General features: G+C 61.3%; 12 protein-coding genes. 5 read left to right on the top strand and 7 right to left on the bottom strand.

Annotation, left to right across the window (positions count from 1 at the left end; genetic code table 11):
• Nucleotide 1 precedes the first annotated feature (1 nt).
• The 6 genes from DAEP_RS22910 to DAEP_RS0118325 form a co-directional block, all read right to left on the bottom strand.
• Entirely contained in the window at nucleotides 2-1,204 is a 1,203-nt protein-coding gene (locus DAEP_RS22910) for a flavin-containing monooxygenase (protein WP_036760849.1), read from the bottom strand.
• Nucleotides 1,205-1,283: 79 nt separating this feature from the next.
• Entirely contained in the window at nucleotides 1,284-2,027 is a 744-nt protein-coding gene (locus DAEP_RS0118345) for a methyltransferase family protein (protein WP_027245696.1), read from the bottom strand.
• A gap of 77 nt (nucleotides 2,028-2,104) precedes the next feature.
• Complete coding sequence (locus DAEP_RS0118340; protein ID WP_027245695.1) at nucleotides 2,105-3,643, bottom strand: cytochrome-c peroxidase; 1,539 nt, start codon at nucleotides 3,641-3,643, stop codon at nucleotides 2,105-2,107.
• A gap of 72 nt (nucleotides 3,644-3,715) precedes the next feature.
• Nucleotides 3,716-4,297 carry a hypothetical protein gene (locus DAEP_RS0118335; RefSeq protein ID WP_008555569.1) on the bottom strand — a complete coding sequence of 194 codons (582 nt, stop codon included), beginning with the start codon at nucleotides 4,295-4,297 and terminating at the stop codon, nucleotides 3,716-3,718.
• A 97-nt stretch (nucleotides 4,298-4,394) separates the two neighbouring features.
• Complete coding sequence (locus DAEP_RS0118330) at nucleotides 4,395-4,610, bottom strand: hypothetical protein (protein ID WP_027245694.1); 216 nt, start codon at nucleotides 4,608-4,610, stop codon at nucleotides 4,395-4,397.
• A 123-nt stretch (nucleotides 4,611-4,733) separates the two neighbouring features.
• A complete protein-coding gene (locus DAEP_RS0118325) occupies nucleotides 4,734-5,711 on the bottom strand; it encodes a homocysteine S-methyltransferase family protein (RefSeq protein ID WP_051337436.1) in 978 nt (325 codons plus the stop codon).
• 141 nt (nucleotides 5,712-5,852) lie between these two features.
• On the opposite strand from DAEP_RS0118325, the gene DAEP_RS0118320 reads away from it, so the two are divergent.
• Entirely contained in the window at nucleotides 5,853-6,863 is a 1,011-nt protein-coding gene (locus tag DAEP_RS0118320) for a GlxA family transcriptional regulator (RefSeq protein WP_008556928.1), read from the top strand.
• 685 nt (nucleotides 6,864-7,548) lie between these two features.
• Here DAEP_RS0118320 and DAEP_RS0118315 read toward each other — a convergent pair.
• Nucleotides 7,549-9,162, bottom strand: coding sequence for a plasmid recombination protein (locus DAEP_RS0118315; protein ID WP_027245692.1), 1,614 nt, complete (start codon nucleotides 9,160-9,162; stop codon nucleotides 7,549-7,551).
• Nucleotides 9,163-9,943: 781 nt separating this feature from the next.
• On the opposite strand from DAEP_RS0118315, the gene DAEP_RS0118310 reads away from it, so the two are divergent.
• From DAEP_RS0118310 to DAEP_RS0118290, 4 genes are all read left to right on the top strand, one after another.
• On the top strand, nucleotides 9,944-10,438 hold the full coding sequence (locus DAEP_RS0118310) for a hypothetical protein (RefSeq protein WP_084204461.1): 495 nt from the start codon (nucleotides 9,944-9,946) through the stop codon (nucleotides 10,436-10,438).
• 145 nt (nucleotides 10,439-10,583) lie between these two features.
• Nucleotides 10,584-11,489 carry a hypothetical protein gene (locus tag DAEP_RS0118305; protein ID WP_027245690.1) on the top strand — a complete coding sequence of 302 codons (906 nt, stop codon included), beginning with the start codon at nucleotides 10,584-10,586 and terminating at the stop codon, nucleotides 11,487-11,489.
• A 94-nt stretch (nucleotides 11,490-11,583) separates the two neighbouring features.
• Nucleotides 11,584-13,809 carry an AAA family ATPase gene (locus DAEP_RS23395; RefSeq protein WP_051337435.1) on the top strand — a complete coding sequence of 742 codons (2,226 nt, stop codon included), beginning with the start codon at nucleotides 11,584-11,586 and terminating at the stop codon, nucleotides 13,807-13,809.
• Nucleotides 13,810-14,261: 452 nt separating this feature from the next.
• Nucleotides 14,262-15,965 (top strand): recombinase family protein, encoded by a 1,704-nt coding sequence (locus tag DAEP_RS0118290; protein WP_027245688.1) that lies wholly within the window; start codon nucleotides 14,262-14,264, stop codon nucleotides 15,963-15,965.
• Nucleotides 15,966-16,466 lie beyond the last annotated feature (501 nt).

Below are 16,466 nucleotides of genomic sequence, written 5' to 3'. Positions count from 1 at the left end.
GTCAGCTTTCGGCAGCCTCGAGCACCACGTTGCTTTGGTCGAATGAAGAAGAACTTTGAGCTGGACGTTGCAGGTCAGAGGCAATGCCGTTGCCGATGCGCTTTGCTGCAATTCGGGCAGCCTCGAAATAGCCAGTGAACTGGGGCTTGTAGCCGGTGAACCAAAGTCCCCGGTGCTTCGGGTCGGGTTCTCCTGCGGGACGGAGGGGGGAGCCTCGGGCGTCGAGAACACCGAGATGTCCCACCAGCGGTTCGAGGCTTGAACGGTATCCCGTGGCGCAGATCACGACATCGGGTTCAAAGCTTCTTCCGCCTTCAAAGATGACTTGAGAGCCATGGAATTCACTGACCGCCGGAACGACTTTGAAACGGCCGCTCTTGATCGCTGCGACAAACCCATCGTCGATGGCAAACGCCGTGCCGTCCTGCGCCAGACGGGTGCCACCGCCAAGCGGATGGGTGGTCATGCCATAGCGACTCAGATCGCCAAAGAATAGCCGCTGGGTCAGTGAGAATGCGCGGTCAACGAGCGGTACCGGCATAGCCTCGTACAATCGCGCCGCGCGGTGCAATGGAAACCCGAACACGCGATTGGGCACTATTGCGGGGCCGTATCGGACGGAAATCATAACGTCCGTCGGCTGATGGCGCGCGAGGTGGTTCAGCACGTCGCTGCCGGAATTGCCCGCGCCCACCACGAGGACCCGCTTACCATCGAAACGGCCCACATCACCAAGGTCAGCGGCATGCAATACCAGGCCTTCGAAACCCCGCAATCCCGGCCAGTCGGGTACATGTGGAACGCTGTCGCGTCCCGTGGCGAAAATGACATGCGCGGCACCGAACACCCCTGCCGAGGTGCGAACCAGCCATCCACAGGAATCGCGCTCAATCGCCTCCACGGTGACACCGAAGCGGATAGGAACCCCGATCTGGCGCGCATAGCACTCCAGGTAGCTGACAACGCTGTCGCGCCGCAGATAGGCGCCATCGGCGCGTGGCGGGCGCATCCCCGGAAGTCGGGCGAAATGGCGATGGATGTTAAGCCGCAATGCAGGATGGCGCCTGCGCCAGGGTTCGGCAACGCGATCCTGCGCCTCGAGGATGGTGACCGCGATGCCGCGGTGCCGGAGTGTTTCTGCAGCGGCCAGACCGGACAGGCCCGCACCGACGATCAGGACGTTGTTTGGAATGGTGGTTTCCATGGTTGTTCTTTCTGTTCGACGGTCGCCAAGGGGCGACTGAGCTGTTGAAGGTTGAAGTGTTCGGGATCGCGATGGGCCGTTACGGGGCACCGTGAACAGACCCGCGTGAGCGACGGAATGGATTGGGGATCAGCATGGGTACGTCACGCTGGTAGGCCGCGTAGGCCGCACCGAATTCCCGCAGCAGCGCACGTTCCTCAAAGCGCAGACCGATGGCGATATAGACGGCCATCGCCACAACAAAGATCAAGTGGCCCAGGGTCATCACAGGGGTTGCGACCATCATGATCAGCAGCCCGAACTGCAACGGGTGACGCACGACGCGATATAGCGACGGTGTACGGAATGTCGCGGGCGGCGTCGGGGTGTCCCTTAGGTTGTGCCAAGCTTGTGACAGGCCGACGAACTCGAAGTGACCCAGCAGAAAGGTCGCCACCAGTATAATCACCGCGCCAAGCGCCGACGCGCCGTAGAAGATCCAGACCGCTGACCCTTCCACCTGCCAGATGATCGCCGGCATCGGCTGCCACTGCCAGATGATCAAGCCCAGCAGCAATGAGGATTGCAGCACGTAGGTCGCGCGTTCGGACGCGGGCGGGATGACGCGGGTCCACACCCTCTTGAAAGCGGGCCGCGCCATCACGCTGTGGACTACGCCGAATAGCAGGATCAGCGCCAGATTGATGAGGGCGGCATCCACTGCGGGACGTGACGCCGGACCGCGCAGATCCCCGACATTGTGCAGAAAGGCGGCAAGCCAGACAAAGACAACTCCAAACAGGGCGTAGCTGATGAGCGCATAGGCAAGAACAAGGGATTTCATGGTGTAACTTTCGTATTGATGCGTGTGAGAATTTTCGGGGGGCCGCATCGGCAAGCCAGGGCCGCTGTGGTATTGGGCTAATGCTGTGTATTGTCTCCCCGGCCGACGCAGCGCGGCTCCGGCAGGTCTTCCGCTTCTCCCGGCAATGCCTTTGCGCCTGCCAAGGAATGGCTGTCTCTTAAGCACGCGTCGTCACGACCGGGTTGCGGCGGCAGGCCGGACGGCACGGCTGTCGGCACAAGGTATGAGCGATCAATCGCCGTCGGGTCGGTCAGCGTTTCCAAAAACGCAAGAATGCGCGACACCTCTTCCTCTGACAGGTCCATCGGCGCGAGCGTATTGGCGCGAGCAATCTCGTTCCGCAGCCGTTCCGAGCTGTGCACCCAGATGTCTCGCAGATCATAGGTGCCGCGCTTCATCGGGCTCAGGGCTTGGTAGCTGACGCCGGCTCTGCTCCGCACCGGCTGGATCACGGTATCGAGCGCCGGAAGTTCCGCCGGGATGTAGCTCGCCAGCGATGCCACCGCATCGAGATGGTGCCGCACCATATCCTCAAGCGAGGCAAAGGCGCCGTTATGTCCCCACGGCCCTGTCAGCGCGACATTCCTCAGCGACGGAGTGCGGAAAGCGAAGAGGTCGGCCTCCTCACCGGTCACGTTGAAACGGCCCTGATCCTCGACCCGATGCGGATAGCCGGAATGGACAGCATAGCTGCCATCTGATCCCTGATCTTTGCCGGGGCCGATCTGTGGAACCGCTATTGCGTGAAACTCGTGATCCGTCAGCAAGGGGCCACTGTGACAGGAACTGCACTCCGCCTTGCCATAGAATAACTTCAGCCCGGCTTCCTCGGTTGTGGTCATCGGCCAGCCAGCAAGACGCGCATCGAAACGGCTCCAGTCAGATCGAAAGGCTACTGTTTCAAAGGCGGCAATCGCCGTGGCCGCATGGTCAAATCGGATGTCGTCGGCTGTCTCAATATCGTTAAAGACCGTTACGAACTGCTGGGCATAGCCAGGGTTTGCGGCTAGCCGGTCGGCCAGAATGCGCCAAGCCTGTCTTAAATTTCGTTCCGCGACGGCGTCGGCGATAGGGTTTTCGCCGGGCTGGCCCGCCATTTCTATCGCTGACAGGACCGGGAACATCGCTTGCGCGGTCAGGGCGTTGTCGAGCCCCTCGGGCAATTGCTCTTTGGCCGGACTTCTGAGCCGACTTGGAAATCCACCCATGTGGTCAAGCTCAAGTCGCCCGTCATGAAACATCGACGTATAGGCGCGCGCACCGATGTTATAGAGCGGTTGCGCATTGCGGGGCACCCGCCCGATCACACCATCCTGCGTGACGCGTTCGGGGCCAAAGCCGCTGCCTCCTTCGCCGATAGACAAAGAGACGCCATCGCCTGTTCCGAGCGCCGGATCGTGGCAGGTCGCACAGGCGATGTTCCGATTGCCGGACAGAATGGGATCGAAGAACAGGCTTCGGCCCAGCTCGGAAAGCTCCGGACTGGGGGCTCCGTTCCATAGAAAATCCCTGTCCTCCAGCGGATCGGGCAGATCGGCAGCATATGCACCGATACAGGTGGTCAGAAGCAAGGCGATGGTTAGCGGGGATCTCATGATCACGTCCTCGGTTGGGTGCTTTCGCCGCGCCACGGCGGCGAAAGCGAACTTCTTTGTCGCTTGACGTTCTCAGTCCTCGTGAAATTCGAACTGGTCGACAGAGAGGCTGGCATGCTCTTCAGGCTTGACGTCGATCAGAAGGCGCACGCCGTAGCCGTCAGACATGCCCAGGAGAACCTGCGTCATCTCCCCCGACATCCCTGCAAAAGCGCCAGTACCGCCGGTGATGACACGCGGGGCCTTGACATTGATGTCCACCAGTTCGGCACCCTGGTTGATCAGGATATCCCCGTTGTCGAATTCAAAAACCTGCCGGGTGATGACGACGGCACCGGTTTGCGTGCGCATGCCGTCACCCACGAAGTACCCGTCACAGGTCCAGCGGCCGATTACCTTGTCAGGAAAGGCGGGGCTGCCATCGGGCAGCGTGCCTTCGACCCCGCTGTCAAGCGTTCCGTCCTCGTAAATGTAGCCCTGCGTGATGAACGCATTGCCGTAGGCCGGCATGCCGTCATCGAAGACAGGGGCCGAAGCAAAAACGAAGCGGCTCATGTCTTCGGCCACATCGAAGGACATCGGCGTGTCGCCCGCGAAGGCATGGGTGGCCGCCGCCGCGATCAAAGCAATTGCAGAGAGAGTTGATTTGAACATGGAGTTTCCTTTTCTGGGTTGATTTGAAAAATAAAGTTCACAGTCGAAGCGCGAAGTGCGTGCCTCAAGCTGTTCGGTTGGTGGTCGGTGATCCCGACTACAAGAAACGGTGATGGATGATGGGATCGGGCGGCTCCGCGTACTGCTCGAGGCCCATGTCCCGAAGGCGGTGCCGGGGCAGTCGAGACAGCTCTCTCATCTCCTTGCGGATGCGCCGCCGCTTCGCGGCTTCTGCCATCAGGTTGAGCAGCGACGTGGCAATGCGCGAAGGGTGTCGGCGCGGAGCGCCGGCGTGGATGGAAATCATGGTCATGTTGTTCGTCCTTGTTGATAAGCGCTCAGGCGCGAGCGATGATTTTGGCATTCGGGCGCCCACACCCAGGCCAGAACGGTCGATCGAGATCCGTTCCCTGTGGACATTGACGCGACGAGGATTTCAGGCAGCGGTCGAGGGAAGCATGGCGTTTGCCATGCAACCGACATGCCGATGATCCGTGCCGCAGCACCCGCCGACGACTTTCAGCGCCGGGAGCTTTTGGGACAGAGCGGCATGGAGGGTGCCAAACTCTTCAGGGTCGCCATCGTCCAGGGTTTCTGCCGCGTCGAGTTCCGCGTGGCTCAGCCGCGATGCGTTCGCGCGGACACCGCGGATGCGGCGGCACCAGGCTTGGTTGTTGAGAACGTCGCGAAAGTGCTCAGGATGTGCGCAGTTGATCATGTAGTAGAGCGGTGCTTGCTCGGTTGCTGCATCCGCCTCGAGTACGGCACGCTCGAGCGGCGTTCCGTCCGGCAGGCGTCCGTCTGTCTCAACCGTGTAGGAGATCACGACGGGCACCCCTGCCTTGACACCCGCACGGGTGAAACCGATCGCTTCGGACAGGCTGCCGAAGGTCAGCGCGCTGACCAGATCAACCCCGCATGTCGCGAGCAACGCGATCTGCGGCGCGTGGATAGCCTCGGCGGCGGCTGCATCCAGGGTGACCGAACCGTCATAGGCGTCGCCGGCGGGTCCGATCACGCCATTGAGCAGGATCGGCGAAACTTGATCTTGCCACCGTGCTCGGATCGCCATGGCAAACCTGACGGCCTCGCGCGTGAGGTCCTGCATCTGAGGGGGCGAACGGCCAACTACCTTGGCCCAGTGTGTCCCCGATCGCCAAGTATTGGTGTCGAGAACAAAGCCGGTCCCGGCTGTCGCGGCCATCTGGAGAAAGCAGTCGAAATACCGGTTCATCGCCGCACGGGCGATGTCTTCTTCGAGCAGGACGCAGGCCGCGAAGGCCGGCAAGTCGAACCCTTCGAGGAACAGCATGGAAGTTTCGAACCCCCCATCGGTCAGGTAAATGCGCGGGTCGGCGAGGTAGCTGCGGATCACTTCAGACTGGAATGCTACGCTTTGGTTTTGAATACTCATCAGTTTATCCTTATTGACGAATGATTGGCCTGGTTGGCCGAGGTGATGGGCAATGAGATGGACCTAACCGGCGAGTCGAGATAGAAGCAAAAAAGACCAAAACGGCTCTTATCGGACAAACTTAGTGGTCAGGAGGCGCAAATGACCATCAATACTGCTGTTATCGGATCGCGCCTTGCCGGATCCTCGGTGGTGTTCTCGATCCTCGACGTGCTGGCGTCGGTCGGGCGCGACTGGGAGATGCTGCATGGCATTCCCGCGTCCAAGCCGATTTTTCAGGTCAGTCTGAGAACTCTGGATGGGGCACCATACTGGGACGTCAACGGGCGCAAGATCACGCCAGACGCGATGCTCGACGAATCACCCGTCCCGGACCTGATTATCGTGCCCGATCTGTTGTTCTCCCCGGAAACCGGACTGCCCGAAGACTTCGCCTCGATCGCCGCCTCGATCGCTGATGCCTATGCGCACGGCGCCATCGTCGCCTCGGTCTGCTCTGGAGCGGTGCTCCTTGGCATGGCTGGCCTGCTCGACGGGAAGGAGGCGACGACCCATTGGGGCTATGCCGACATGCTGGGCCGGGATTTCCCTGCGGTAAACGTCTGCCGCGAACGCATCCTCGTGCCCGCAGGCGAGGGTCACCGCGTCATCACCGCCGGCGGCATGTCGGCGTGGGAAGACCTCATGCTCTATCTGATCGGGCGTTTCGCGGGGACCGAGGAAGCGCGCAGGATCGCGAAGATTTATCTGATCGATCCGCACCTTGACGGGCAATTGATGTATGCTTCGCTGACCACCTCGCGCCAGCACCAGGACCAGTTGATCGCCGCGGCACAGGTCTGGGCGGCGCAGCACTACGACACGCCGAGCCCGGTTGCAGCCATGGCCGAACGAAGTGGCATGACCGAACGCGGCTTCCATCGCCGGTTCAAAAGGGCGACCGGTCAAGCACCTGTCGAGTACATCCAGACATTGCGGGTCGAGGAAGCCAAGCAGCTTCTGGAAACCACCGGTGCTCCGATCGACGAGATCGCCGCAGAGGTCGGCTATTCCGAACCGTCGAGCTTCCGCTCGGCATTCCGAAAGCGCGTCGGTATCTCCGCCTCGGCCTACCGAAAGAAATGGCAGGCTCTCTCACCAGTAACTCAGTGATCGTTGAAAATCTGACATTCCGGGAGTTCCTACAAGAACGCATTTCAGCGTGCGATCACTATGTTCTTATTTTAGCTTCACTATCGTGGGGCGTTTTATGTTGCGTTCTGACGAAGCTAACTGAAATGACTGCAGCGAAAGCTGCGGTTTCAGTTCCTGTGGGAATACCACCCACAAATGACCGGTATTGTGAGGTGTGCTGCGCGGCTACGATTGGTTTGCCGCGGGTGCGAAGGAATGCTGCTTCAGCAGCATGGCCAAACATCAATGTCGGGAAAGTCCGCACTGTGTGAGCTCACCGGTTCCAAGACCTCGCAGTCGCAGCTAACGGCAGGATCCGTGGGCCGCGCCGCAGCAGAAAACCTCGGCTGGCTGCGTCAACGGCCGAGTTTGCAAAGGGCGCTTCCTGCGCAAAGCGGACGCACTGAACTGCTTAGGCTGCACATGCAGCGAAAGTCTGGTTGGTCCCGCACTGTGTGAATTCACCGGGTTCAGAAGCTCGCTGTCGCAGCGAACGGCAGAAACGGCGGGCTGCGCCGCAGCATAAAACCTCGGTCGGTTGCGTCAAACGGCCGAGTTTGCAAAGGGCGCTATCTGCGCGTTGCTGGCGTCCAACATAAGCGCAGCGCCTCCCCTACTGCCATAACCTCCAGACTGAGAATTCCCAGCTGACCTTTCTCCGATGTCAAAAATCAAATCTCTGGTCTTGGGTGCCGCGTTGCAAGATCCCGGTAAGGACAGGATCTTCCCGCAAATCCAGCCGCCTTCGGCATTCCGCCACGGCCTCAGCGTCCCGGGCAATTTCCATTCGCTGTTCGTGCAATGCGTCCTCAATGATCTCTGCGATGATTTTCAGAAGGATTTCGAGCAGCGACATGGCTGGTTGTAGCCGGGCATGCATCTCCAGAGGCAGCGGGCGTTCCGCAGCATCGCGCGGGCCATGCACCAGCCTGCCCCCTCGACCTTTCTTATCGGGCGCCCATCGCAGCTGATCTCTGCGGATCAATTCCAATCCCAAGTTTAGCGCCTCAGCACGTTCCCGAACTGCGTCGATCTCCTCTTCCCGGGCACTAAGTGCTGCCTCCCGCTTGGCCAGTTGTTCTTCCCGCTGCGCGGCCTGTTCAGCCACCTTCTCTAAAGCTTCTACCCTCGCCTCAATCTCCCTTTCCCTTCTCGAGACCGTTTCTTCTCTTGCCCCGACCTCAGCCTCCTTCTTCTTCAAAGAATTTTCTTCCGCCGCGACGCGGCGTGCCTGCGCGTCCAGCGCCTGCTCCCGCACTTCCAGCTGGGTCTCGGACCGAAGGTTCGCCAGCCGCTCTTCCGCGCGGGCTTTGGCACCGGCCTTGCGCGCGGCGTATTGCTTGGTGGTCAGGCGCTCGTGGCCTGGCCCCTTCCGGAGAAGCCCGCAGGGCCTGCCAACCGCTTCGTAGTAGCGGTCTTGAAAGGCTTTCATCGCCGCCGTGAAGGCGGCCTTCTCCGGGTTCTTCCCGGATCTTTTCTTCCGTGCGGCATGCAGGTGCCGCCCATTATCTACGGACCATTCTTCGAGCTTTCTGGCATTGCCGGCCTCGACCCTGGCGCAAGCGGCCTGCCATTCGGCCAATGCCTTTTCATGCTTTGCCATATTCTTTTTCTGGGTGACCCGGTTCTTGCTCGGGCGCGGCTTCTTCGGCTTTTTGGGTTTCGGCAGCAATTCCGGTTTCGGCAATGACGAAAGCGTCTGCGGCTTGTCATGCGCGGCCCGGTATACCGCAGCCGCCGCCTTCCCCACGTGCAGCTTGTTCGCATCCAACCGGGGATCGCCCGCATTCAATGCGAGGATGTGCATGTGAACATGCGCCTCATCCAGGTGAATGACCCCAGCGAAGGCGACGCCTTCCGGCATCCGCTTCCGGAAATCCCGCACAGCCAAGTCCGCCCACCGGGCGATCTCCTTCTGGTGCCTTGCCCGATCCGCCAAGAAATCCTTGGATGCCATCGGGTGTGAATGGATCTCAGTGTACAATGTCGGCGCATCGGACCGCAGGCTGCGGCTGTAGGCTTTTCCGGATTTCGCGGTCACGGTTTCCCGGATTTCGCTGCATCGCCGATCGTGCAGCGCCTGAAGATCACTGAGGGCCATCGCCCCTTGGCTCAGAACAGGGAGCGGCGCTCGCGGGTTCACGACATGCCTGGAGAAGTCCGGGTTGCGCTGCGCTTCCTCAAACACCTGACGCGCACAGTTCCACTGATCTTTGGTTCCCTTCACCTTCCTTGGCTTGCGGGAATAAGTTTCGATATGGACGAATTGGTATGCCATTTCGCGGTACTCCTTTTTTCATTGAGTACGCGACCTCGGCGAAAACGCAAAAGCGGATCCGTCCGATAACATCCTGTAAAGTATCGGATTTCTGTTGCCATATTGTTTTTCTGAGACTTGGGGCAGTATAAGATGGTGCGCCGCACGCGCGCAAATGCTCCCCATAGGGACAGACTATAGGTAGCTGAAGCTACCTCGTCTGCCCTTTACGCCGGGGAGGCGCTCCAGCAGCCCTGCGGGTGCTTGCGCGGCCGGTGCCCGGCCTTGCATTTGAAATGTATAGATTGGCTTGTTACCGCCACCTGCCGGTGTCCGGGAAGGTTGGCCTTGGTTCTCCAGACGATCCCAAAACCTTGGGGCTTTCTTAAGACATTTCCTCGGACGCCCTCCTGACCCCGCCCTGCCGGGAGCCAAGAATGCCTTATTGTTTCTCGATAATCTGGATGAATGTAGCGCTTATCTTTTTCGAAGCAGACTATTCCTCGACATCTATGCCGCGATCATGACACCACTGCTTAAGCATCCTCCGGATCATGGCTGGCCGTGTCGGAAGGTCTTCTTCATCTCGCCTCTGAGCATCAACAACTTCGATCATCTCGCGCGGCAATCGCAGGTTCACAGCTTCCGTATCGACCGCCGGTCTTCCTCTGGTTTTTTTTGCCATGCCAGCGAATCTCGTATTGATTTTTGGTTTCTTGGTACCATATAATAGCGAGCGTAGGCAAGGGCTCCACCCCTTGCTTACGCCCTAATCACACTGATCTCGGCTGAGGAGACCAACATGACTATCGCACCTGTTATCACGCGCTCGAGCGCGGCAAAAGACCTGCGCCCAGCATTGCCCTGCCCGATTTCCGATGAGGGTACTACCCCGATTTCCCGGACATTCGCTGAGCTGAACGAAGCGGTGGGTTCCGCCATCGAGATGGAGCGCGACCTGTCGCATTCGATGAGCTGGGACCCGGCCACGTCTGGCTTTGCCGAAGCCGCCGAGAACCAATGGCAGGACTGCCTGCGGCTGGCGTCTGATGTCTTCTCAGCTCCGCCGACCTCGTCTTGCGACTTGCCGCTGCAGCGTATGGGCATGCTGATGCACTTCCTCATTGAAGCCACAAGCCCGGACGAGGCGCTGCATTTCCAGCATCTGATGTATGAGCATCGTGATCTTTTCAGCACGGCAGATCCCTGTGCCCGCCAAGCGCTGAACCGCGCAGCCCGGCAGGTTGATGCCATCGTGGAGATGGCAGTGACAGCGCCCGACTTCGCGCCGGTCTGATCCCGTTCCCTGACAAAACCTGACCTGGCACCCGCAGCGGAGTTCTCCGCCTGCGCCCGCCATGTCCTGTCCAATTCCGGATTTTCACCGGCTGGCGTTCCACGCGCCCGTCGTCGCCTGCCCGTTTACCAGACTGGAGCTTTTCATGACCCAACCCGCAATTCCAACCTTCCCGCTCACCATCCATCCCCATTGGCACGACGCCGCCGCAAGCAAAGGCTTCGACATTCTGAAGCGCATCCAGGACCGCTATCACCTTCTCCTGTCCTGCAAGGCCTGCGGGGCAACGCACGTAAGCAAACTCTTTGTGTTGATGAACAACCAGCCCTTCTGCCCGCATTGCGTCGAGGCGCGCTGGCGGGACGATGCCGCGGCAGCCGGGCTGCAATGGGCCTGCCGCGATCCGGAAGACCGGCACTACGGTTTGTACTTTGCAGACTGCGGTCACCGGCTGCGGCGGCAGCTCGAACTGATCAAGCGCGCGGCCGCGGGGATCTGCGACGTGCGCTGCGAAACCTGCCACAGCCGGAAGGAACAAAAGGAAGCCGCAGCCCAGGGCTGGACGCTGATCGGAGCTGACCCGGACGGGGACCCGAACTATCGTCTGTACCGGCATCGGGAATGCGGGCACACCCAAAGGGTGGCCCGTGCCAACATGCAGACCGGAAGGTTTGGCTGCGGCGGGTGCGGAGAGAACTGGCCCGCCGCACCGAGCCACCTCTACGCCATGCAGTTCGAGCTTCCGAATGGCGCGCAGCTGGTGAAGCTGGGCTTTTCCCGCAACCCGGATTCCAGGCTGCGCCACCAGCTGCTGAAGCACCGCAGCGTGGAAGCACAGATCCTGAAGACTGTCCCGATGGCGACCGGGCAGCTTGCCTTGCAGACAGAGAAGCGGCTGCATACCAGGCTCAAGACCGCCTTCCCGGACAGCATCGCGCCGCCCGATCTTTACGCCGGATCCATCAATGTCAGGAGCGAGATCTATTTCGCGGACGTGACCGCGGAGATCGTCCGGATGCTGGACGAGATCGCCACTGACGGCGCCGCCTGACTCTCATCCATCCGCCCTCTCAGCGCCGCCCCATCCAACCCGGAGTCCGGGGAGGGCGGCGCCCCTTTGCCTGCATCTTATCCGGAGACAACCGATGACACAGTTCCCGCTTCACTCTCCCCGTCCCGCCTGGGTCTCCTTTGGCAAACAGGTTTTGCGCCGGATGATCTCGGATCAAATTAACGCGGGTGGCAAACGTGACGCCGCTTTGCAAGACCATCCAAAATCCAGACTGCTGGACACGCTCAACGACCTGCCAACAGCTCAGCACCGGGACAGCGAGGAGCTCGATCAGCTCCGGGAAAACGGCATCGACGGATGGGCGCTGGACGATGAGGGACGCAGCCGCCCCGCAACCGCCCTGCCCGCCAGCCGGAGCCTGATTGCACTGCGGCTTGCGGCCACCTTCGTCTCATCCCGGAATGTCATGGACACCCTGCTTGCTCAGGGCGCCGTCACCGTGCTCTCCGGGTTCCGGACCGCGGACGCCGATCAAATTCTGACGGCCTGCCGTTGCGGTATTCTGCCCGAAGAGTGGAAGGTCACGACCCTGGGCGACGAACGGCACCACGAGCAGACACTCCGGGTGCTTCAAGTCACCACATCAACCGGGTCTTCCCGGATCGGCGACCTTTACCGCCTCGAGCGCAATCTGTGCGAAGCGCTACAACAGCTCTGCCCGCTTCTTGTCCTGCTGCCCGATGGCGAAAGCCTCCCCGACAGTCTCAGCACGGTCCTGCCCGACCCGGTGAAGTTGGAACCGCTAAGCCGCGATATCATCATGGCGCAGCTGGAGCACAGCCATAGTGCAACCGGAAAGATCGACCGCGAGGCCGTGGAACCGGTCCTCCCGGAAGACAGTGCGCTGGCCGGTCTGGGTGACCCGGAGGTTCTGCTGGCACTGCGCGTTCCGGATGCCCGCAGCGCGGCAGAGCGCCTGGCCACGGCGATTTCCCGAACCCGGATGCAGGCAAGCGGAGCCGGTGCCCTCACCCTCGAGGCCATCGGCGGCACCTCTCCTGCCCACCAGGCTGCGGCGGACCTGGTTGCGGACCTGCACAGATGGCAGCGCGGTGAGATCGAGTGGAGCGACATGTCCAGATCTCTGTTGATCCACGGAGAACCCGGAACCGGTAAAACCGTACTGGCCGCGGCCATCGCCGCATCAGCCGGGGTCCCGTTGATCCAAGGATCCTTTGGAGCCTGGCAAGCACGGGGTCACCTTGGCGATATGCTGGCGGCGATGCTAACGTGTTTCCAGGACGCCAAATCCCGGAAGCCTTGCGTGCTGTTCATCGATGAGATCGACAGTTGCGGGTCTCGCACCGACACTGGCGACCGCAATCAAGCTTATCGCCAACAAGTCATCAACGAGTTCCTGCGGCAGATCGATTTGCTGCACCGCGAAGAAGGCATTCTGCTGATCGGCGCCACCAATTTTCCCGGAAAAATCGACCCGGCTATCCTGCGTCCCGGCCGTTTCGATTTGCATCACGAGATGCCGCTACCGACCCCGCAGCAGATCCTGGTCATGCTTGAGAGAGCCTTCCCGGACTCCGGGCAAGATCTGCTCCCGCTGTCCCGGAACCTGACCGGGCAAACCCCGGCCGTGATCGACGCCCGCATCCGCGAAGCCCGGGCACGTGCGCGGCGCCAGGGGCGCAGCTTTGACCCAAGATTTCTTGAGCAGGTCCTCGGCCAGGAAGAAGGATACCGGAGCCGGTTGGATGAGCGCATCGCCGTGCATGAATGCGGCCATGTCATCACAGCCTGGCTCTACGGTGAAGAGATCAAACATGTCTGCCTCTGCCCGACCGGCGGGCTGACTGAACGTACCGCACCGCCGGGTGCCGGGCTGGAGGCGGACTTCGACAGGCAGATGACCATCCATCTGGCGGGCCGAGCTGCGGAGCGCCTAGTGTTCGGGACGATCTCCGCCGGGGCGGGCGGAGGCCCAAACTCGGATCTAGCGAAGGCCGCACGGCTGTCGCTGGCGATGGACCACGAGCTTGGGCTGGGTATCCACGGCAACGCCTGGTTCGGACCGCAGGACCCGGCCCGCCTCACGGCAAGCGAGCGCAAGCGCCTTCAAGAGCGGCTCGATCACGCCGAGGATTGCGCCCGCGCCTTGCTGTATCCGCACCGGCACCTGCTCCGGGAAATGGCTTTGGTTTTGACGCGTGAAAGGGAGTTTGACGCCAGCGCTATCCGCTCCTGGCTGAAGGACCTGCCCCGTAAGTCCGGCCCGTACAAGGATCCGGCAGGCACCGGAGATGATATTTCAAACGAAGCCACTGCATTCAGCACAGGTTCCGTATAACTCCCTGCCGGTAATAGTTTGCGGCGGGGTGGCTCCCGGAAGCAAGCCGCCCGGCGTCCCCGCTTGGCGCCGGACATGAGTCCGCCAGCGGGGTTATCCACATAAACCCGGCCAGCCGCGGCAACTGTAGCCTGTTCAAGGGGCCCGCCGCCCTCCCCCTCCCGATATGATGAAGCCAACAAGTGCCGGGAAAAACCCCGGCCAAATCAGCAGCATCAGAAGAGCGCCCCGGACCTGTTTCTGGGAGCGGCGGGAGACCTCGGCGGATGGCACGGGACCAGAAGAGCTATGTCAATTCCAGAGGGACAGCCTGTCTCTCCGGCACATCTCAGACAAACGGCCAGGCCAACTGCCCGGACCCGCTTCTGCACATCATCCAGCTCCTTGCCCGCCAGGCTGCTCAGCAAGACATCGCGGCACAGAGGAGCCAACCGCCTTCGAAGGAATAGACCATGAATGCAACACCCGGTCTCCGCGCTGCCATCTACGCCCGGTACTCCACAGACAAACAGAAAGACACATCGGTCGAGGACCAGATCCGGCTGTGCCGCCGCCTGTGTGAACAGAAGGGGTGGCTGGTAACGGAAGTTTTCACCGATCACGCGCTCAGCGGCAAGAATGCCCTGCGCCCGGGATACCAGCGCCTGATCCAGGCAGCCGAACGCGGCGGGATCGACGTTATCGCCGCCGAGAGCCAGAACCGGCTGTCGCGGGACATGGCGGATTCCGCAACCCTGCTGAAGCGCATGAACTTCTTCGGAGTCAAGATCCACACGGCTTCGGAGAATGAGCTGGATGACATGAAGGTCGGGGTCGGCGGGCTGGTGTCCACCATGTTCCTCAAGGACCTGGCCCAGAAGACACGGCGCGGGCTGGAGGGGGGTGTCACCAAGGGCAAATCCGCTGGCGGGATTTCCTACGGCTACCGGGTAAAGCGGGAGATCCTGCCCGACGGCACGCTCAGCACCGGCGACCGGGAGATCGAACAGGACGAGGCCGCCGTCATCAAACGGATCTTCCGGGATTATGCAGACGGGCTTTCCGCCCGCACGATTGCCGCTGCCCTGAACGCCGAAGGTGTAACTGCCCCGCAGAGCGGCAAAGGAACCGGCACCTGGAACCCGTCGACGATCTCCGGGAACATCAAACGCGGCACCGGCATCCTGAACAATGAGCTCTATATCGGACGGCTGGTCTGGAACCGGCTGACCTACGATACCAACCCCGACAGCGGGAAACGGCTGTCCCGCCTCAATCCGCCGGAAGACTGGATCACGGAGGATGTCCCCGGCCTGCGTATTCTGGATGATCAGCTCTGGCAGGCGGTGAAGACGCGCCAGGGGGAGGTGCGGCAAGCGATGAACCCGGCGGGTGTTCTGACGGAACGGCCGAAGCTGGAACGCGCGCGCCGCCCCGCGTATCTGCTGTCGGGTCTCCTGCGCTGCGCCTGCTGCCGCGCCAGCTACACGCTGATCAACAAGACGCGCTACGGCTGCGCTGGTGCCCGTAACAAGGGTGCTGCAGTCTGCACCAACCGCGCCACCATCGGCCGGGCAGAAGTGGAAGAGCGGGTGCTTTCCGGGCTGAAGCAGCGCCTGCTGGCACCAGACCTGCTGGCACAGTTTGCGGAGGAATACCGCAAGGCCTTCAACGATGCCGCCGCGGGCGCCTGCCAGGACCGGCAGAAAGCCGAACACGCCCTCAAGAAGGTGGAGAGCCGGATCGCCAACATCCTGACAGCCATCGAGGACGGCATGTACACCGCCTCGATGAAGGACAAGATGTCTGAGCTGGAGGGTGAGAAGGCCCGCCTGGCGGCGGTCATCGCGGACAATCCGGAGCCCCCTGCCCTGCGGCTTCACCCGAGCCTGTCGGCGCGGTACCGGGAGCTGATAGAGGACCTGGCAGTGTCCCTGAATGCGCCGGAGGTACGGCGGGAGGCGACGGCGTCGCTGCGGGCTTTGATTTCAGAGGTGCGGATGGTTCCGGACGGTGCTGCGCCGGGCGGCCATCAGCTTGAACTTGTTGGGGAATTGGCGGGGCTGATGGCTTTGGGGAGCCCTGAATCGAAAAAGCCCCCGCTGTTTGCAGGGGCTTGGTCGGAAACGATGGTTGCGGGAGCAGGATTTGGACACTGTTTCATTCAAGCCCGATAACTTACGACTGCGTCGCCAACCGCCATCCGTTGCAAGCGTAGTCTAGTTTTCTCGTACGTCCGCTGTGCGCAGATAGCGTCATTTGCAAACTCGGCCGTTTGAAGCAACCAGGTGAGGTTTTGCGCTGCGGCGCGGGCCGCCGTTCCGGTCATTCGCTGCGACTGCGAGGTATTGCAGCCGGTGAGCTCACACAGTGCGGGACAAAACCGCCGTTGCCCTTCCGGGTGTTTGCTGGCGCAGTATGCGCTCGCGGGTGCGGCGTGGTTTTCGCTGTGAAGCAGCATGTGTCGCCAAATCGGCCGTTGAAAGTCAGTCCGAGGGGCCAAATTCATTCCCACTTTCGCAGCAACGCGGATCGACCAACAAGGAGCCGGACAAAGTGAATTCGCCGCCAAAAAACCAATGGCTGCTAGCGACGCTTCGCACACGTTCATACCTCGCACAGCATCCAGTGACTTGTGCTCGAATCTCGATTTCGCCGCGCGGCATGAAAGTCTGCCC

The organism is Leisingera daeponensis DSM 23529 (assembly GCF_000473145.1).
Lineage (GTDB): Bacteria > Pseudomonadota > Alphaproteobacteria > Rhodobacterales > Rhodobacteraceae > Leisingera > Leisingera daeponensis.
The sequence above is the reverse complement of the archived record's forward strand: the minus strand, read 5'-3'. Positions and strand labels throughout refer to the sequence as shown.

Excerpts from the sequence above, each read along its gene's own strand:
- DAEP_RS22910 (WP_036760849.1), bottom strand. The coding sequence starts at position 1,204 with ATGGAAACCACCATTCCAAACAACGTCCTGATCGTCGGTGCGGGCCTG.
- DAEP_RS0118345 (WP_027245696.1), bottom strand. The coding sequence starts at position 2,027 with ATGAAATCCCTTGTTCTTGCCTATGCGCTCATCAGCTACGCCCTGTTT.
- DAEP_RS0118340 (WP_027245695.1), bottom strand. The coding sequence starts at position 3,643 with ATGAGATCCCCGCTAACCATCGCCTTGCTTCTGACCACCTGTATCGGT.
- DAEP_RS0118335 (WP_008555569.1), bottom strand. The coding sequence starts at position 4,297 with ATGTTCAAATCAACTCTCTCTGCAATTGCTTTGATCGCGGCGGCGGCC.
- DAEP_RS0118330 (WP_027245694.1), bottom strand. The coding sequence starts at position 4,610 with ATGACCATGATTTCCATCCACGCCGGCGCTCCGCGCCGACACCCTTCG.
- DAEP_RS0118325 (WP_051337436.1), bottom strand. The coding sequence starts at position 5,711 with ATGAGTATTCAAAACCAAAGCGTAGCATTCCAGTCTGAAGTGATCCGC.
- DAEP_RS0118320 (WP_008556928.1), top strand. The coding sequence starts at position 5,853 with ATGACCATCAATACTGCTGTTATCGGATCGCGCCTTGCCGGATCCTCG.
- DAEP_RS0118315 (WP_027245692.1), bottom strand. The coding sequence starts at position 9,162 with ATGGCATACCAATTCGTCCATATCGAAACTTATTCCCGCAAGCCAAGG.
- DAEP_RS0118310 (WP_084204461.1), top strand. The coding sequence starts at position 9,944 with ATGACTATCGCACCTGTTATCACGCGCTCGAGCGCGGCAAAAGACCTG.
- DAEP_RS0118305 (WP_027245690.1), top strand. The coding sequence starts at position 10,584 with ATGACCCAACCCGCAATTCCAACCTTCCCGCTCACCATCCATCCCCAT.
- DAEP_RS23395 (WP_051337435.1), top strand. The coding sequence starts at position 11,584 with ATGACACAGTTCCCGCTTCACTCTCCCCGTCCCGCCTGGGTCTCCTTT.
- DAEP_RS0118290 (WP_027245688.1), top strand. The coding sequence starts at position 14,262 with ATGAATGCAACACCCGGTCTCCGCGCTGCCATCTACGCCCGGTACTCC.